13 protein-coding genes and 1 tRNA gene are annotated in these 18032 nt (G+C 59.8%); 1 reads left to right on the plus strand and 13 read right to left on the minus strand.

The annotated features are described in order from the left end of the window. Positions 1 to 4 precede the first annotated feature (4 nt). The 11 genes from VJ464_12530 to VJ464_12580 all read right to left on the minus strand — a co-directional run bounded on the left by VJ464_12530 (position 5) and on the right by VJ464_12580 (position 15372). Positions 5 to 1567, minus strand: coding sequence for a hypothetical protein (locus VJ464_12530; GenBank protein ID HKQ05954.1), 1563 nt, complete (start codon positions 1565 to 1567; stop codon positions 5 to 7). 164 nt (positions 1568 to 1731) lie between these two features. Then, complete coding sequence (locus VJ464_12535) at positions 1732 to 3348, minus strand: CHAT domain-containing protein (protein HKQ05955.1); 1617 nt, start codon at positions 3346 to 3348, stop codon at positions 1732 to 1734. A 23-nt stretch (positions 3349 to 3371) separates the two neighbouring features. Then, a complete protein-coding gene (locus VJ464_12540) occupies positions 3372 to 4559 on the minus strand; it encodes a GAF domain-containing protein (protein ID HKQ05956.1) in 1188 nt (395 codons plus the stop codon). Between the two features lie 25 nt (positions 4560 to 4584). After that, complete coding sequence (locus VJ464_12545) at positions 4585 to 4971, minus strand: response regulator (protein HKQ05957.1); 387 nt, start codon at positions 4969 to 4971, stop codon at positions 4585 to 4587. Further along, positions 4968 to 8207, minus strand: coding sequence for a GAF domain-containing sensor histidine kinase (locus VJ464_12550; protein ID HKQ05958.1), 3240 nt, complete (start codon positions 8205 to 8207; stop codon positions 4968 to 4970). The genes VJ464_12545 and VJ464_12550 overlap by 4 nt, the downstream gene beginning before the upstream one ends. Then, positions 8204 to 9715: an AAA family ATPase gene (locus VJ464_12555; GenBank protein HKQ05959.1), complete on the minus strand. Its 1512-nt coding sequence runs from the start codon at positions 9713 to 9715 to the stop codon at positions 8204 to 8206. The genes VJ464_12550 and VJ464_12555 overlap by 4 nt, the downstream gene beginning before the upstream one ends. A gap of 218 nt (positions 9716 to 9933) precedes the next feature. Next, positions 9934 to 11715, minus strand: a complete 1782-nt coding sequence (locus VJ464_12560) for an AAA family ATPase (GenBank protein HKQ05960.1) — start codon at positions 11713 to 11715, stop codon at positions 9934 to 9936. A 77-nt stretch (positions 11716 to 11792) separates the two neighbouring features. Further along, a complete protein-coding gene (locus VJ464_12565) occupies positions 11793 to 12650 on the minus strand; it encodes a hypothetical protein (protein HKQ05961.1) in 858 nt (285 codons plus the stop codon). Between the two features lie 37 nt (positions 12651 to 12687). Beyond that, the gene (locus VJ464_12570; GenBank protein HKQ05962.1) at positions 12688 to 13881 is read right to left on the minus strand and encodes a hypothetical protein; all 1194 of its coding nucleotides are present in this window, start codon (positions 13879 to 13881) and stop codon (positions 12688 to 12690) included. 140 nt (positions 13882 to 14021) lie between these two features. Beyond that, positions 14022 to 14846, minus strand: a complete 825-nt coding sequence (locus tag VJ464_12575) for a hypothetical protein (protein ID HKQ05963.1) — start codon at positions 14844 to 14846, stop codon at positions 14022 to 14024. Between the two features lie 151 nt (positions 14847 to 14997). Next, a complete protein-coding gene (locus VJ464_12580; protein HKQ05964.1) occupies positions 14998 to 15372 on the minus strand; it encodes a hypothetical protein in 375 nt (124 codons plus the stop codon). 295 nt (positions 15373 to 15667) lie between these two features. Between VJ464_12580 and VJ464_12585 the strand changes: the two genes are divergently transcribed. Further along, positions 15668 to 16930, plus strand: coding sequence for a sugar-binding domain-containing protein (locus tag VJ464_12585; GenBank protein ID HKQ05965.1), 1263 nt, complete (start codon positions 15668 to 15670; stop codon positions 16928 to 16930). A gap of 235 nt (positions 16931 to 17165) precedes the next feature. Here VJ464_12585 and VJ464_12590 read toward each other — a convergent pair whose 3' ends face one another. Together VJ464_12590 and VJ464_12595 are read right to left on the minus strand one after the other, a co-directional pair. Further along, positions 17166 to 17762 (minus strand): tyrosine-type recombinase/integrase, encoded by a 597-nt coding sequence (locus VJ464_12590; protein HKQ05966.1) that lies wholly within the window; start codon positions 17760 to 17762, stop codon positions 17166 to 17168. A gap of 84 nt (positions 17763 to 17846) precedes the next feature. Beyond that, positions 17847 to 17920 (minus strand) — tRNA-Gln (locus VJ464_12595). Between the last annotated feature and the right edge of the window lie 112 nt (positions 17921 to 18032).

Below are 18032 nucleotides of genomic sequence, written 5' to 3' on the forward strand. Positions count from 1 at the left end.
TACTCTACCAGTGAGCTTTTTCATCCAAGAGTTTCATCAGCTCAAGGCAGCTGTTCACGTCGCCGATTTCATAGGTGAGGAGAGGCTCGCCGCGCTCGATGCGCTTGGCGCGCTCGGCGATGAGTCGCTGGTAGACGATGTCGCATAAGTCGGCCGCGTCGGTTACGGTGGGAAAATACCGAGAGTTGAGGGCGTCCGCCTTCCACTCGCTGCTGACCAGTGCTTTGAAAATCCCTTTATACTCCTGGTGTCCCTTATCTACCCACGGAATGCCGGATTGAAAGGGTTCGTCGATTTGCAGCTTCCCGGTCGCCAGCAGGAACCCGCCCCGGTCGTCGCGGACCGAGATGTCGCCATTCTCAAAGTTGAAGATCAGACGGGCCTCGACCCCCGAGGGGCTATACTCGACGTCCACACTGATGGATTTATGCGCAGGGCTGAAGCCTTTGCCGGTGCGGCAGTACAGGTCAATCTCAGCCGGCGGCTTCCCCGGCCTGGACGTGTCGTAGATCTCTATCTTGGCTTCAAAGGCGACGAAGGTTTCCGTCTGCTCATTCAGCGGCTGGTAATAGCCGGGGTTATATTGATACGGGTATCCCACCGGCGTCACGAAGGAGCCGGCGAGGGGCGCGTCTTTATAGCGCCCCCAGTAGAATTCATCCCCGAAGCGGACTTTGAGCGTGTCAGGCGTAAGCCCGAGCAAAGCACGCACCGCTTGCAGCAGGTGCGGGACCATATCCCCGAACGCCCCGCCAGCCCCGTTATAAAAGCCACAACGGCCCAGCGGCAGGGGAGCCGGCTCAAGCAACTCTACGCGGATGCGTTTGATGCGTGACGGGTCCAGCCAGTAGTCAAATAGGTGGTAGTCGCGAATGCGATCCAGGGCACGGGTGATCAGCTTGGCATTGTAATGATCGTTGGTGGCGATCTGCGCCGGCGGCGTGACCGACTTAGCCACGTCACGCAACCTGCCCGTGCCCGGATAGACGAGTGACCCCGGCTCTTCGCCCGGGCCTAGCCCGCTCGCCGGCTTTTCCAGCACAATGCGGTCGGCGAGCCGGCTCCATTGCTTGATGATCGCCGGGTAAGCGTCCGGCGGAGTCGCGACGAAGACGGCGATCTTCCAATCACTATCTTTCAGGGTGCGGGCGATCTCCGTAGCGGCAACCGGGTCGGAACAGTAGCGCACGTGGCCGGCCCGTGACTTTTCTGTGAACCAGGAAATCTCCTGACTCAGTTGACCTTCCAACCCCTCTCGTTCGCGGTTGGCGTCACCGGTGTTCAGTTGCGTGGTGACGAATTCTTCGACCTCCCAAGGGAGCGGCGTGTTGCCGATGTTCGACCTGAGGTTAACCTTCTCGGCACGCAGCTCAATCAGCCTCTGGCCGATGCGTAAGCGTAATTCTTGATCGAGCGGCAGCCCGGCGTTTCTCCAGGGCACATCGACCAGAAGTACGCTCACGTCCGGGTGAGCCGCCTCCATCGCTTTCGCATCAACAAGGAACTTTCGCCATGCTAGGTCTCCCAGCGCGCCCACCAGGACTAACAGGACATTCATCACTCGCATACGCAGCGCCTCCGATCCCTAGTGTAGATGACCGAGCGGCCCAGGCTGTGGGCGGCTCGGTTCATGAGCGGAATCCTCAAGCTCGGCCTCGACGGCAACGATACGGGTTATTGATCGCAACGGTTCGGCCAAGTCTTTTTCTATGTCGTTATTTCTTCAGACCTTCACCCCGCAGGCGGGTAGTCCGGCATTCGCCTTTTGCGGGCCGACGGGGAAGGCAGCGGGTAATAATCCTCTACGGGCACTTGAGAAACCAGCACCGGCGAAGCCCAGATGGCCGACCGGTCGTTGTAGTTGGCCCACATCTCCTGGCGTGCCTTTAGCAGCGCCCACTCGACCGGCGTCCGCTGGTTTAACATCTGGCGGTAGAACGCCAGGGCGAGTTCAGGTGCCTTATCATCTTCCAGCCCCCACCGGGACCCCAGCACGTGCGGCACGCCCGCACGCAGCAGGGTGTCGAGAATGGCGTAGCTCTTGCGGTAGCCGCCACTCATCGGCGGTGCCGGCAGGGCTTCGCAGGCATTCAGATAAACCAGGCGCGGCGGCTTGCCATTCAGACACTCCTTCAAGTCTCCCGCATAAAGGACAGAGAGCGGGCCCGGCCGCGAGCGTAACACCAGACCGCTGAGCTCGGGCGCGCGCGCGTAGTTGATGCCATGCCCGGCGAAGTGAACGATGTCCCATCGGGTGTCACTCTCGAATTCCTTCTTGACGTTGCCGAAGGTGGCGTCAGGACCCGCTAGCGTACGCACCTTGCCGATCAAATGGCCGCGCAGGCCGTTGAAGTAATTGTCCAGTTCGGTGACCTCCTCGTCGACCGATGGGATCTTGTCGAGCTTGACCTGATCCTGATTCGGCAGCGTCAAGACGCCTGAAGTGTTCGCGCCGATCAGCAGCACGTTTAACGGCGTCTGGCCCCACAGGCTCTGGATTGAAAGGCCGGCCTCTTTACACCGATAGCCTGCCACGCGCCGCACCAACGCGTGTTCGAGGGCCAGATAGCCGACCCCACTCTGGCCCACCGGCGGGCCGACTATAAGCTCTATGGGCAACTGGATCAGCTCAATCTCACTCCCGAAGACAACGCACAGATCAGGGTGCGTGGCCGCGACCTGCGTCCACCAGTCGTAAAGGACTCGGGAAATCCCGAGGACCTCCTCGGTTAACTCGCTGCCCAGCCTGTGCATCTCCTGGTTGTCCTGCGGCCGCCAGCCGCGTTTGATGGCGTCGTTGATCCGCTGCGACTCGCGGATAAAGTAATCGAGTCGCTTGCCGGTGTTCCCTCGCAATCCGGTCCGGCCGAACTCCAGCGCGCTCCCCGAGGACCGCAAGCTCGCCGACAGGGCTTTCTCTTCGAGGTTGACCAACACTTCAAAGATGGCGGTTGCTCCCGCCCCGGTCGGCCTGAAGTTCCTGGCGAATCGGTGCTGAATCTGCTTCAGGAGGTCCTCCAGCTGTGTGAGAAAATTGTGCCCCTTGTCGACAAAGGCGAGACAGCCCAGCCGCGCCGCCTCGTTGACGAGTTCAGCCTTACGGCTGTCCAGTACGGCGATGGGCGTCGTGAGGAGTTCCTCTTCGCGAATGTATTTCAGTACCTCCACCCCCCGGCTCGCATGCATGTTGAGGTTGATCAGCGCCACTTGGGGCGGGGCGCTGGAGAGCAGTTGACGTGCGTGATCCGGCGTTTGAGAAAGGGTCACCTGATACCCTCGGCTTCTTAAGACTTCCTGCACCTCTCTGGCAAGGTTCACATCACTCTCAAGAAATAAGATCTGGTTCATCCACCATTCCCTTAAGCGCGGCTTTAGACTTCGTCACACGGCAGGCTCACGGTGATCTCGTGCCTGCCGGCGTCGGTTTGTTCCTGAAAGCGCCCCTTGTCGATTCGGATCAGGCCCTCGATCAACTCGTCTTCTCTGAATAAAAAGATAGAAGCCTTCGGGTCGGTCTCGTCAGCACGCGGCACCGGAAATGAATAAACGATCCGCGCGGCCAAGCCCTCATAGCCGCTCGCAGTCACCTCGATGCGCAACTTCTCTCTAGCCGGCAGGTGGGCGATGGCGTGTTGCGCGATGTCGCGCAGCGCCGCCCTCAGGCGGCGGCGGTTGATGAAGACGCGGACTTCCTGGCCCCGCAAATCCACCTTGCCTTCCCAGTTGGGGATATCGGCGAGGCTCTCCTCGATCAGCGCCTTAGCTTCGACCAGCGCCCGGTTAGAGGCGGCATTCACGTCGAAATCAAACAGGAACTCGCGCGTCGCGGCGTCAGCCTCCTTCAAAATCGCTTTCATCTTGGACAGGAAGCGGCTCCTGATGTCCTCGGCGTAGTCGGGGCCCCATTGTTTCGCGGCGTCGCGCTCAAGCTCCCCCAGCCAAATGCCGAGCAGCGTGATGGGGTTGTGGATCTCGAAGGCCATGCCCCTGGAGAGCGTTTCCCAGACGGCCATCTTTTCTTCCACCAGGTGCAGGCTGAGGTTTTCTATAACCAGCCCGGCCTGACTGGCGCACAACTGCAAACGGTCGGCCTCCCGGCTGTCAAAGCAGGTCGCGCTCTGCGTTTTCCAGACCAGTATGCCGCCAAGAATTTGCCCTTCGCCGCGCTTGATCGGCACGGCGAGCACGGCACAGGCATGGGTCTGCGCCAGGGCTAGGCGGTGCCGTTGCTCGTCGTCGAGGTCGTGCGCTTGCCAGGAACTGCCCGCGTTCAAGACCCGCTGATAAAATGGATGGTCGGGCTGCAATAGCGGGGCTGCGGCGGGCGCCTTATCGCCCGTCGTCACCACAAGCGGCTTCCCGTCAGGTTCTCCCCGATGGATGCATACCAGGCTGCCATCGGCGTTTGTGCTGGAGGCGGCAAACTCTGCGCAGACCCGCAAGACGTCTTGGATCGTCTTGGCCAGCTGAAGCCGCTCATTCATCGTGTAGATGAGACTGGTCACCGCCCAATGATGGACGACGATCTGGCCGACCTTCCGCTCCTCATCTTTCGTCATGAAGGTTTCCTTTCAAGCGCCCGACTCACTTGCCGGCCAGCAATTGCTCGACCTTTTCTGTGAATTGCGTGGGATTGGGATCCTTCGTCATATACGCCTTACAGTTGCTTATCTGCTGGCAAGCGGACAGGGCGGCTGGATCGAGGCGAGTGGTTACGACCACAGCCGGCAGCGCCGGCCATAGCTGCTCCATCCGCTGAAGCAGCTGGATGCCCGCATCCCCAACCATCTCTCCCGCCTCATCCGGCAATATCAGGTCAACGATTGCCAGGTCGTAACTGGATTGTGCCAGCTTCTCCAAGGCCAAGCGTACATTTTCAGCCAGATCCACTTCATGCCCGTAGTCTTCCAACAAATACTTGAATCCCTGTTTGGCGCCAAAGTCATCTTCGACTACTAGAATCTTGCTCACTGGCGTTGCTCCTTATTGGGTAAGACGAAGTAGAATTTGCTTCCCTTTCCCGCTTCCGATTTCACAAACAAGCCGCCGCTATGCTGCTGGGCGATTTGCCGACTTATGGTTAGGCCGATGCCGGTCCGCATACTGCCGGAATAGAAAGGTTGGAAGATCTCCGCCTGCTTTTCAACCGGAATCCCTATGCCATTATCGGCGACGACAATAGCCAGTTCGTCGGGCCGCTTTTCAATACTCATCTGGATGATCTTTTTGCCTTGATGGCGGTCGGCGAAAGCGAACAGGGCATTCTTGACCAGATTATGCAGCACCTGGGTGACCATGCCGCGGTCGGCCCAAATCTGGTTCTCCTCGTCCTTGCACTCTATGACGAGCGAGATGCCTTTGTCCGCCGCTTCCGGCAGGAAGAGGTCGACCGTATCGCTGACCAGCCGGCTCAAATTGATCTGCTGAAAGTCGGGCTGCAACATATGCGTCTCCGGGCGGGCCAGCGCCAGATTATTCTTCAGGTTGGTGTTCAAATCCGCAAGGTTCGTCTTGATGACGCGGTAGACCTGGTCCACCCGTTCCTGACTGCTGTGCTTGTAGAGGGTCTCGACCAGTAGCCCGATGGCGGCCAGCGGCGTTATTGTGGCGTGCGCTAGGTAGCTGAACTGGTGCTTCACTTGATCCAGCAGCCGTTTGTTGGTGATCGCCAGCGCCGTGAGGCTGGCGAATAAGGAGAGGATCTCGACCTCATTGCTTGAGAAGACATGCGGCTTGTCGTGATGAACAAACAGGACCCCGATGATTCGGTCCTGCACCTTCATCGGCACGCCGAGGTACGCTTGGATGCCGCGCTCGCGCGCCAGCGGGGGGACGCCGATCCAGGCGTCCGGGCCCTCCACCGCCAGGGGCCTGCCGTGGCGCAGCACGTGGTAAGTCAGGCCCTCCGGCCTGGGCCTGATCTGGTTGTCATACTCTTTGGTCAGGCCGGCGGAAACGCTCAACTCGGGCTTCTGCGACACGCTTAACTCCGGGTAGTCGGTGTGGTTCAACAGCAGCATGTTCGCGGCCCTAGCGCTGGTCACCCGGGTGATGCTCTGAACGACTTCCAGAAAGATCTCTTCAAAGTTCAGATTTCCCTGATTGATGCGCCCCCACAGCTGTGAAAGCTCGGAGTACAGTTGCGCATTCTTGATCGCGATGGCCGCCTGGTCGGCGAAGGCCGAGAGCAGCCACAGGTTACTCTTTTGAAACGTGTCATAGGCGATCATGTTATCCAGGCAGAGCACGCCGATGATTTGATCCCAAGCCTTCAGAGGGACGCAGATGACGGACTTCGCCCTCTGGATGTCGGGGTCATCCTTTAACAACGTTCGCGGGTCATTTAGCACATTGGCGATTCGGACCGGCTCGCCCGTCTTATACACCATGCCGACGTAGCCCTGCCCCTTCGCCAGCTTGATTTCGTTCTTAACGCCCTCCCGGTAGCCGCGCTGCGCGCCAATCAGCAGCTTCTGTTCTTTCTCGTTCCAGAGAAACAGCGCGCCCCGCTGCGCATTGGGCACCGCCCGGATGGCCTCGTCGACCGTCGACTGCATGATCTTATCCAGGTCGAGAGAGCTGGTGATCTGCTTGCCGGTATCGTACAGCGAGGTTAACTGAATGACGTTGCCCAGCGCCCGCCCGACCTGCTTGAGGAAGGCCAGCAGCGCCTGAAAGTCGTCCGATTGCGGGTTGGGGATGTAATTATGGATGGTGATCAGGCCCAGCGGCTGCCACTGATCCCTGAGAATGCGCACCAGGAAGACTGGCTCGTCCGCCGCATTCGTCGCCGTTTCATAGTGGTGGCTGGAGTAGGCTCTGACCTCGGGGCTGTCCTCTTCGAGCGAGAAGTACTTTTCGGGCTCCTGGTCAAAGCCGACGTGACTCATCAGCGCCAGGCGTGTCCTCTCGGCGTTGGCGATGTAGATGCAGACCCTCTTAATCGGGAACGCTCCGCACAGCCGGTGCGCCAGAGCGTGGTACGCCTCGACATCGTTGCGGGCCGCATAAATGGAGTCGAGGATCGTGCCCAACAGCATCGAGCGGTATGACGTGTCGCCGGTCATCAGCTCTTCAAGATAGCTGATGGCCTCTTCCCACTCCCCATGAGTCCCCAGCACATGGACGACCCGGTCATGAGTGAAGTGCCGCGTGAGGTGGCGCAAATAGATCTCGTTGCGCACCTCATAGAACCGCTCGCCGCCCGCCTGCTTGACGCTGACCGCGCCGGTCAGCTGTAACTTGTCGACCAACTGGTCGAGGTCGAGGTTCAACGCGCGCCGTGGCACCGGCAGCGGGCTTTTGAGAATCTTCAGCAGGTTTAGCAGGCTCTGGGTGTCATCCTCGAGGGCATGCACGGTCTGCGTCAGCGGCTGCCACTGTCCGGCTTTCTCTTCCACCAGCCTGTCTATAACCAGGGTGACTTCAGGCTTAGTTAGCGCACTCTTGGACGGGTCCAACTCGTTACACAACTGGCACAGCAGGTAACGGTCGCCGTTGGCCGCCCACAGCAAGCGGTGCAGCCCTTCGTCGTCTATCTCGACGTGGCGCTGCTGTAATCTACACCGGGCCAGGGTCTCGCTGTCGTCGGGCGACAGGTCTTCGACCAGAATGATGCGGGCGATGTTGAAGGGCGACGTCGGCCCCAGCGCCATGTCGGCGAGGCTCAACGAGCTGGCCGCGACGACGCCGAGGCGCGGCAAGTCGCGGACCTCACGCTGATTATAAATAGCCCGCAGCGTGCGCAGCAGAGAGTGTAGCGGCCCCATCCGTATGCGCTCCAGGTGATCGACCAATAAGACCAGCTCACGCTTCGAGCCGCGCAGCAGCTCCTGAAAGAATATCGCCAGGGACTTCTCGTCGCTGACCTCGGCGAGCGCAGCCGCCAGCCTAGTACCCGGCGGCTGCCGCAGCGACTCCGTGATCATCAGCGCGAACGACGATAGCACCTCGGCGTCGGCTAGCGCCCGGAGTTCTTCGAGGTCGAGCAGGAGGCAGGTCTGCTGCCGGAGGGAATCCAGCCGTGCCTTGATGTCACGCAGGAGCTGGCTCTTCTCGCAATAGTGCGGGCCGAGGATGATACAGTAATTGCCCCCCATGACATTCGTGACGATCTCCTCAATGGCGGCTTTGTTGGCGATATACATCTCGCCGTTTTGAGCCTGAGAAACCGCCGCGTGCGGGCTGGCGGTTTTGCGACTGCTCATAAGCCTAACTCCTTTTTGGCGGATGACACTAAGTACGGCAGCCTGAAGTTGGACCGCAGGACGCGCGGGAAGATGGGGATGGCGAACTCATACCTCGTCCCCTCGCGGATAAACACGCCCGCCAGTTCGAGGCGGTCACAGGTGCGGCTGATGTCATCGGCCGGGAAGGGGCATTGCTGTTTGTTCAGGGCGGCCGATATGTCCTCCTGGCTGAACGACTCCTTGTTCGCCGGCAACGAAGCCAGGATGGAATAGACCAGCATTTTGTCCCGCATCGCCACGTTATCCCGGAACCAGTTGAGGATCAGGCTGCGGAACCCCTCGCTGGTATAGATGCCGTCCAGACTCGCTGGACTGATTGTGCGGTGCTCGTTGCGGCCCAGTTGGTCTATCAATTCGGTGCAGTAGAACTGCACCAGATGGGGGAGGCCTCGCGTTTCGGCCTGGATCCGCGTGACGATCTCGTTCTCATTTTCGATCCGCACGCGTAGCGACTTCATCGGCTCAAGGAAGGCGGCGGTCTCCCTCTTCTCAAGGGGCTTCAGGCGAATCTCGTTCAGCGCCAGGTAGAGCGGCGACTGGTTATGGTAGTTCTCACCCATGAGATTCTGAAAGCCGGTCAGGATGTAGCGGCAGTCGCCCGAATTGACCGAGGCGCGCACCGTGTGCAGGGAAGCGTCGCGGGCCCAGCTGAGGAACTCGTCGGCCTCGTCCAGCAGGATGATGATCTGCCCGTGGTGGTATTTTGTCATCCGCTTCAGGAAGTCTGCGAAGAAGAATAAAGACTGCTGCGTCTGTTGCAGGCGTGGCAGTTCCTTAATGTTCAGGAAGCGGACCACTTCCTGGGCGAACTGCTGCGGCCCGGTCAGGATGCTGCAATCGAGCCACACGATGCGCCTCTCGTCCTCCCCCTGCTCAATTAGCAGCCGCCTGGTCTCGTTCAGCAGCGAGGTCTTGCCGACCCGCCGGATGCCGGTGATGGCGAAGTTCGAGTTCGGGTGGCTGAGGATCTTTTCGATCTCCCGCTCGCGGCCGAAGAAGCCCGCGCCCGCGACCGGCGCGCTCATCTCGTAAGGGGCGAGGCTGGAGATCGGAATGCGCTCGCAGACGATGTCCAGCATGGCGTACTTAAGTGAGGGGGCCGACAGGACCTTCTCCTGGTCGGCAAGGTCGAGGATCACCAGGCGCGGGGAGTATTGGTGGGTCGTCTGCGACCTGAGTTCCTGCCCATCGCTTTCGAGCAAGACCACGCACTCCCGGTGCCAACCGTGCTGGCGGGCGGTTTCGCGCAAGCTCTCGGCCAGTTCGGTTGTTGACATCCGCCCGGCCGCTTCCGCCTTAACCAGGATGAAGGGCGTGTGGGTAGAGAAACGCAGTCGCCAATCCGCCAAGTCGACCAGAAACAACTCATGCCCCGCCGTCGCCTTCCCACCCAGCGGCCTGACTTTGTGACGGAGACTGGCTAGGCGCTGCAAGAAGTCCGGCCATGACTCTTTTTCTGTAAGCATATTCCCACTTCTTCCTGCTCCCGATGGCCGGCGGCATGACAACCATCCCATTGGTCGTCATGGTGCTGCCTTGACCGACTTGTCTTGGGGACGTAGTGGAGCTGTAGTACCCCGTCCGCCAACGAAGAGGCATTTAAGAGCGTGACGCTTGGTAGTTATCATGTTTCGTAAGATGAATCAAGTTAGCGGCTCACTTAACGAAAGGCGGCGGCCGGGCGTCACACGTTCACGTAAGGCTGGTACTCCTGCAACCGCTTCTCCAGCTCATCCCGGTTGACGCGCCCGGTCGTGCCGTCAACGATCCCCTTCAGGTGTTCCGGGTAAGGGTAAGAGGCCGGGTCGGCGCTCCAGGGCAGGAATGAATTCGACGAGCAGGCTTTTATCGCCCACAGCTCGGTGTAGATGGTCGCAACCCGATCCGTCGTCGCGCAGAAGTCCTCCGCCGCAAACAGGCTCGTGTCCGCGTCCATCACGCCGCGATAGCTCAGGGTAATGCTGAGTTGCGAGCGGATGTGGCGCGGGCTCGCGCCCTTCTCGTAAAAGAGGTTTGACGCCTCAACGATCTTCGGGTCGGCGATGTCCATCCTAGCCGAAGGCGTGATGCGATTGGCGGTCGCGATGATGATGCTCGGGAAGTCCGCGCGCAGGGGGAAGAGCACGGGGAGCAGGACGAACCGCCCGCGCATCGCCGCGCCCATTCTCCAGGGGCAGTTGGTCGTCGCGATGAGCAGAGATTTGCCGCGGCGCGACTCGTCGGCGAGCACGGTCAGTAGCTGCGCGGTCACCGCACGCGAGGCACCGCTGTCGCCATCGAAGTTTCCCCGCTCCAGCGGCATCGCTTCCGTGATCTCATCAATGAACGCGCAATTGGGCGTCCACTCGCTAAGCGCAGACCATTGCAGCCTGACTTTCCGCTCCGTCTCGCCGACGAAGCCGCCTTTGGGGCTGTCGATCTGATAGGCCGACACTTTGGCGTTGCGGGCCATCAGGATGGCGAGGTCGGTCTTCGCGGTCCCCGGCGGGCCGACTAACATCACGTTGGCCGGGATGGTCCGGTCGCCTTTCAACAGACCTGCGGCATAACGCTCCAGCACGCGCTTCGGGATGGCGATATTGACCCCGCAGAGATTGACGTCGCTGACGCGCGCCGTGTCGAGGACGCGCACGGTCCCCTCAGAAATCATCTCGACATCCCGGTTCTTCTGCGCCGCCAGTTCCTTGGCCGTGATCGTGCGCCCGCTCCTGTCGGAGGCGCGCAGGAGGGATTCGAGCGACCGGTTCGGGGTGTTGACAGTCATCCGCGCCACGGCGTCGAACGTGAGGTCATCTTCCAGTGACGCGAGGGCGTAGAAAGCCTTGACCGTCTCATAGAATTGCCGCTTTTCCGCCTCGTCGGGCTGCCGGATGTGCACGCGGTGTAGGGCACCTTTCACTAGCTCGTCGATCAGGCCGTCGCGCCCATGAAACATCAGGAGGTTGCCGCTTGAGCGTAGCGCCAAGCTCTGCGCCAGCGTGTGGGCCAGTTCGATGCTGATGATCTGGTTATCCGTCTGCGTGCCGTTTAAGAGCCCGCCCGGCGTAAGGTGCTCCCCGAACTCCAACAGCGCGGCGAAGCGCATGTCGCGCCCGGCACTCCATTTTAGCTCTTTCGGCGACGCGCGCAGCAGCGAAGACAGTCCCCGAATGACCCGCGCCGCTTCGTTCTCGTCTTGCGGGATCTGTAGCAGGCCGTGGGCCTTCAGCACTCGTTCAACGGTGCGCTGGTCCTGCTCGTCGGCGATGCGAACCCTGTCCCAATCCAGGCCGCTGGAGAGCGAATAGGTGAGCAGCACGAGCCCGAAGCTTTCACGGAGTTCCCGCCGCAGCGCCTCTACGAGAGTCCGCATTTTCATGTCAGGCCCGTCAATAACAAGGTCATGCAGGCTGCGTCCAGATAAGAAGAGGGCGGCATAGCCTTCTTGGTAAGCCGCAGTGATTTGCTGGATGGGCGATGAAGTCATTTCATTCCTCCTGGTTTGCGCGACAACACGTCATGGTCGGCCTTGATGCCGGCCACAGGCACCGGGCACTCCGGCTTTCACCTTTGCCTCTGGGAGTCGCGTGGGACCCTCCTCCGCGCGGCGCGCGAAGTCCGGGCCGTCCGCTTCTTCGCCAACTCTTGCTGCTGGGGGGCTGGTTGCAGGTGGGTCGGCAGGGCCGGCAGTACGCCGCCGCTGCCTTTGCGGATGGGCGCTCCGCGCGCCCGCAACCCTTCCTCTTCCAGGGCGATTTCGAGCGCGTCCAGAATGGCATGCGATTCCTGGTGGTTCGCGCCGACGACTTCTGCCGCGACCGTCGGCTCCGCCTCCACGCCGACGTTCACTTCCGCGTAGAGGCGCTTGCCGGCGGCGTTATCAGCGACGAGGCGCACCTTTGAAGACGCGCTGGGCAGCGTCTTTATCGAGGTGAAGCCGATTCTCTGGATCGCATTGGTCACCGCCGCGCTGAGCGCGGTGGCGAAAACTCTGTTATGACTGGCCTCGACCGTGCGCAGCAATTCCTTGTGCGCCTGCTTCACTTTGATGAGTGACGACGCGCCGGCCAAGGCTTTGAGGGGTGCCGTGACCGCCGCGCTTTCGACCTCGTACGGCGCGCGCGCCAAAGCGGTTAAGATCGCGGCCTTGACGGCTTCGACGTCGGCGACGGCGGCCACATTCTGCGCGGGCGCGCTCTGCTTAACCTGCAACTCCCTGCGCGCCGAGGCTACGGACCGGATGACTCCGTTCTGCGTCGAAGCCAGCCCGTTTACGGATTTGATCAAGCTCCCGGCCGCGAAGACCGCGCCGATCAAAAGGGCCAGCGGCTGGATCGAGCTTGACGACTGGCCGCGGGCCGATTGCGCGGCTTCTGTGCGCGCGACCGCCTCGACAGAAACTTGCATGGATTTACAAGGCATGTCTCTCCTCCTCTGTTTTCATTGCCGGCCGGCGGCACTAACTCACTTCGCCATCCCGGTCACGGGTCTGCGATTCGACGATGTCGCGCCAGTAATTCGCTTCACCGCTAGCGCCGCTATTATTGTTTCTGTCGTCGAAGCCCGATGCGCTGGCGCTCGCGCCGCCCGCCTCGTCGGGGCCGCGTGCGGGCTGGCTGTCGCCGCCATTACCGCCGGCAGGGTCAGCGGGTGGGGCGTCGTCCGTACGGCGACCATCCGTCCGTGCAGTACCCGCGGGATCCTTCGACATGCGTTGTGGCTCCGGCGCGGCCTCGTTGCCCGGCGCGGGCGACTCCAATTCGTAATCAATAGACCCCTCCTGAATGTTGTTGATGAGGTCAGCGGCAACCTTTGAGAGGGTCAACGCCTCAATCGGACGCTCGGGGTTCTCGCTGTTGTATCTCTCCACCAGATTGCTCGCCACCCTGTAGGCCGTCTCGGCCCTCATCGCCGCGCGGTAGCGCGCCGCCTGTCCCCTCTTGGCCGTCCGCCCACAGCGGGACTGCTTGACGGCGTACCCTAGCCATGCCGTTGCGTTGGCGACGGCCTCCGCGATGAACAGGGGCAGCGCATGCACGGCGAAGCTGACGAAGACCAGCCCGATGAGGACCAACACCTGCGAGCCGAGCGGCGTGTCGGCCCCCATCTGGACGATCTTCAGGTAATAAAGCCCGCCGATGAACATCGGCATCGCCAGCGCGAAGCACAATCCGAGTACCCATAAGAAGGAAAGTAAGCGCCTCTCTCCGAACTCGGCCGCCTGCTCCCTGGCGTAGCTGATTCCTTTCGCGAGCACGATCTCGATGAACCCAATCGTCAACGGCACGACGATGGTGCCGACCGGGATCAGCAACGAGTCGGGGTCGAACCGCATACTCAGCATGTGCTCCGTAAACGCGCCGAGGAACAAGACGTCAAGCACGACCACGGCCAGCGGGTAGTGAAGCAGCAGGACGTAGAACATTCGGTCGGTCAGGCTCAGTTCGGCCTGCTCAATGTTCTCGGCGCGTAACTGCTCGAACCGATCCTGCGCTTTGACGATGCGCTGCTCTTGGAACTTCGCCGTGTTGGCTGCCCGGTGAATCTCATCGACGTAGAGGTCGATCTGCTGGCGCAGCCCGCCCCTCCTTCTCTGCTCGTACTGTTGGCGCTTTTTATTCAGGCGAGTGACAGTTTGTGCGGTGTAAGCCATAGGAATCCTCCTCAGGTTAGAAGCACCGGAGTGGTAGTAAGCAATGGTGTCGGGCTGTGCGAGCCGGGAGTCACGGAGTCGCAGACGCCCCACAACAGTCAGCACGGTTTCGCGGCGACGCAGGGCAGAGAAAAATCGGGTTATTTTTGCGCCAGGGACTTGGTGCCTTCGGGCTTAGACTGGGGTGGCTCATCGGTGATGTGAAGCAGAGCCGCCTCGATGCCCTCGAACCTTTCGGCGTTGAACGCCTTCATCACCCCCACGCTGGCGGAGCCATTGACGAGGATGATCTGAGCTTGGCTGCGCATCTCGCCCATCGGGCGGCGCATATTGTCGAGGCCGTCGGAGATAACCAGCATGACGCGCGCGGGCGGGTTATCACTTGAATAGGCCGGGTCGTTTTCGGCGAGGTAAAGGTCGGCCCGGTTCAGGCCGCCGAAGATGTCTGTGGCCTTTGACCGGCGCTTATCCTCGATCAGCGGCTTCACCGCCGACCTGAAAGCTTCTACGGCTTGGCCGGTCTGCTGGCTCCACCGCTGCTCGTTAGCCTCGAACCTTGCCCGCTCTTCCTTATACTTCGCCTGCGCCTCGGCTACCTTAAAAGGGTTTCCCCCTTTGCTCGGCTCGCTCGGCGCGATTGGCGGCGCGGCGACGCGCAGGGTCGTGAAGGACTTATTGCTGTCGTCGTCGATAAAGCCGAACGCGAGACTGCCGCCCCGCTTCAGCAGGGCGGCAATCAAGATTTCAAATTGGGCCATTGTGATCCGGGGGGTGCGGGTCGAATCAACGCTGCCCGACTTGTCCTGAAGGATCGCAACTTTCAAAGACGGCGCGGGGCGCGGGGCAGGGGGCGCCTCGACCTTCTGCCGCGCACATCCGCTAAGCGACGCGGCCACTGACAAAAGACCTATCAGGAGGCCCACACATAATCGGCGTCGCCCCCATGCATCATGAGTAAGGATCATAGATTTGTCCTCCGTTGTCTCGGACGTGATGAGAGTGGGGCGCGGGCTGACGCTTCAGCCGGTGAAGCGTGTCCGCGGCAGCTCACCATTCCAAGGCGCGTTGCGTGAACCTCTGTAAAGGGGCCGCTAAAACGGGCGGCGCGGGCAGTAACTACAAAGGGCGGTAGATGGCCGCGAGCTTGTACATTCGCGGGTCCAGAGCCCGCGCCACCGCGCTGGCGCAGGCATTCAGCAGCACCGGCCTCGTCGCTTCTCCGACGAGGCGATCTATCTGGGGGTTCTGTAGCAGAAAGTTGTCTACTTCATAATAGACCTGGTAGATTCGCGGGCCGGCTATCGTTGCGGGGCCGAGTCGCTGTAGATTCTTTCTCCGCCGGTCAATCTCCTCCAACCAGCTCTGGATTCTCATCGCCCACACCCGCTTGAAGAGCCGGGGGTTTCTCCGCGCCAGAGAGACGATTTCTTGTGCGACTCGCCGCTTCTTCGCATTCCGCTGCTTGGCGTGCCGCGCCTTTGATCTACTCATTCGAGTTTCTCCATACGCTCACACACGAATTCCCACTCGGTTAGCCGCTCCCATGACCGAAGGTCACGCCTCGGCTGCGCGTCCGCAAGCGACCGGGTTCTGGCAAACATTGCGCGAAGAGATTCGGACGGCCAGAAGAGTCGCGAACGTCAACAGGCAACGCCATAATGCTTGAGCAACGCCGGCAAAACAATATGGCCAAAGACTTAATTTTTGAATATATTTGGTTCAATTTTCTTGCTGTTTCTTGAGGCAAGATTTGTCGCTTACGAAATGGAGGCACGGGAGATACGATATGCCTGCTAAACATCAGGGCCGCGAGTTGGAGAGTCTTGAGATCATGGAGAAGGCGGCGCGGATGTACTTCATTGAGCGCCACAGCCAGGAATACATCGCCACGAAACTCCAGGTCAAGGGTGGCGGACCGGCCATCTCTAAGATATTGGATAAGGCTCGCGAGCAGGGAGTAATCGCCTTCGACATCGACCGGAGTTATGGCATAGTCGGCACTCAGGAGCCGAACCTGAGGCGACAGCTTAGGGAGAAGTTTGAAATCCACGAAGCCATTGTGGTCGGGGTGGACGAACTGACCATGGACGAGCGCCTTTCGGATGACTACCTCCACACCGCTCTGGCCAATCAAACGGGGGCTCATGTCGCCGCGCGAATCCAGCCCAACGACCATGTGGGTATCGGTAGCGGGCGTGCCGTTTATCAGGCCGTAAAAGCCATTAAGCGTATGCCCCCCCTGCGCCGCGGCGTGCGGATCACGCCGATCAGCGGGCGCATCTGGACGCACTCCTGGAAAGTCGATGGGTCAAAGATAGAGCGCCCGCTCGATGCCGACGACGCGGCCTTTGTCCTTTCCCTCGCCTTCGAGAATGAGCCGGGGACGCGTTTCAGCCAGGTGGCCTACCCGCTGTTCGTATCCAGTCAACAAGAAGCGGCTGAAATCATGAACACGGGTTGCCCTTTCCTGCCCGGCGCGAAGTGGCGCTTCGGAATTCCGAAGTTGGCCCTTGTAGGGGTGGGAACCGTCGACCCGCGCAGCGGGCACCGCTTTGCTGACCTTTATCGGAGTGACAAGAATATACCCGAACTTGACCGTTACCTGGACCTTGCATCAATAGAGTTGAAGGCCGCGATTGAATTCGTTCAAGCGGCTGGATTGCCCCACTTCTCTGATATAACTAACCGCCTGTTTCCGACCTTGCCCTTTCCCCATGAGGTAGAGAAGCCGGTGCTAAAGAAGTACACGACGGCCTACAACGACCTGATCAGAAAACTAAATCGCCTCAACGAAAGAATGGTCGTAGTCGAATTTAATCACTTGCGTGAGATTCAGTCCGTCGTGGCCATCGCAGGAGGTCCCTTTAAGATCCGCGCCCTCTGGACACTACTGATCACCGCTTTGATCGATCCTTCCAAACGCATCCTCACCGAACTGACTACGGACGCGGAAAGCGCAAGAACGCTCATGGCGACTCTAGAAGCTTATAATGTTGCCGACCTCGAAATAAAAACATGGTATGAAGCGATGACAAAAACGCTTTTCTGAAGGTCGGTAGGATAGCCTGATGCTCACTGGACCTTCCTATATCAAGAGGCAGAGACGCAGTTTGTCATCCAGCAAAGGTGTAACCCCTCCTTCAACTCGAATCTCTGCGCAGCGTCACTCAACGCACACACTTTGACCGCATAGATGCCAAGCGGCTCCACAGCCGAGGTCGCGCTTCAGCGCCTCAATCAGGAGGGATCCTGTCGATGATCGGCTTTTAGTTTACCGGGCTTCCCTATGCTTGCGGGCTGCTACTCGTCACCCCGTTCTTGGTATGCCGTCTGTTCCGGAATACTACCTTTCGGCACTCTATTGAAATCGGCACATACCGTTCTTTATTGCCCTTGCCCCGGACTCGGATAAGGTAATCTTCCAGCAGGACGTTTTCTTTGGTCAGCGTCAGGGCTTCGTCTATCCGTATGCCGGTGTCAATCAGAAGCACAATTAAGGCGTACAGGCGACGACCATAGAAGTCCTTAGGCTTCCAGGAGAGCAAGAGCTTTAGCTGTTCATCAGAGAATGTCTTGAGAGTCTTTTCCGGCTCTTTCAAAGGTTTGATCCGTAGCCGCTCTGGTAGGTATTCGTTTTCCAGCATCCACGACAGAAACGAGTTCAGGCTACGGATGTAGTAGTTGACCGAAGTAACAGCTATACCCGATTCCTGAAGCTGAATAACAAATTCCTTGAGGTTTTGCTTGGTTAGCAATTCATCGCCTACGGTGCGCTTGTAGGCCCGTTCGCAGTCTTTGAAGGCTTTAACGGTGGCAGGGGAGATGTTTTTCAGAAACACTTTCTCCCTGACGAACTGAGAAAACAGGGCGTCAATGTGCATTTTGATTTCTCCTAGTCTGCTGTCCTTTTCAGGAGTTAGGTTGACTAAGAGACGTGAAGGAAAGGCTTTTATTTGAAGGAATTATGGCTGGGAGGCAGGGATTCGAACCCCGATAAGCAGATCCAGAGTCTGCTGTCCTACCGTTGAACGACCTCCCAACTCTATCAACTACTTCCAAGTAGAAAAATCAGCAGGTCTTTCACAATCTGCTGACCTCGGAACAGACGGAATTTTACCTTACTCCCTGGCGATCTTTCAACTAATCGAGCG

It is taken from the genome of Blastocatellia bacterium, assembly GCA_035275065.1.
Classification (GTDB): Bacteria; Acidobacteriota; Blastocatellia; order UBA7656; family UBA7656; genus DATENM01.

Coding starts and splice junctions, on each gene's coding strand:
- VJ464_12575 (HKQ05963.1), bottom strand. CDS start 14,846: ATGATCCTTACTCATGATGCATGGGGGCGACGCCGATTATGTGTGGGC.
- VJ464_12590 (HKQ05966.1), bottom strand. CDS start 17,762: ATGCACATTGACGCCCTGTTTTCTCAGTTCGTCAGGGAGAAAGTGTTT.
- VJ464_12535 (HKQ05955.1), bottom strand. CDS start 3,348: ATGAACCAGATCTTATTTCTTGAGAGTGATGTGAACCTTGCCAGAGAG.
- VJ464_12560 (HKQ05960.1), bottom strand. CDS start 11,715: ATGACTTCATCGCCCATCCAGCAAATCACTGCGGCTTACCAAGAAGGC.
- VJ464_12540 (HKQ05956.1), bottom strand. CDS start 4,559: ATGACGAAAGATGAGGAGCGGAAGGTCGGCCAGATCGTCGTCCATCAT.
- VJ464_12550 (HKQ05958.1), bottom strand. CDS start 8,207: ATGAGCAGTCGCAAAACCGCCAGCCCGCACGCGGCGGTTTCTCAGGCT.
- VJ464_12565 (HKQ05961.1), bottom strand. CDS start 12,650: ATGCCTTGTAAATCCATGCAAGTTTCTGTCGAGGCGGTCGCGCGCACA.
- VJ464_12530 (HKQ05954.1), bottom strand. CDS start 1,567: ATGCGAGTGATGAATGTCCTGTTAGTCCTGGTGGGCGCGCTGGGAGAC.
- VJ464_12585 (HKQ05965.1), top strand. CDS start 15,668: ATGCCTGCTAAACATCAGGGCCGCGAGTTGGAGAGTCTTGAGATCATG.
- VJ464_12580 (HKQ05964.1), bottom strand. CDS start 15,372: ATGAGTAGATCAAAGGCGCGGCACGCCAAGCAGCGGAATGCGAAGAAG.
- VJ464_12570 (HKQ05962.1), bottom strand. CDS start 13,881: ATGGCTTACACCGCACAAACTGTCACTCGCCTGAATAAAAAGCGCCAA.
- VJ464_12555 (HKQ05959.1), bottom strand. CDS start 9,715: ATGCTTACAGAAAAAGAGTCATGGCCGGACTTCTTGCAGCGCCTAGCC.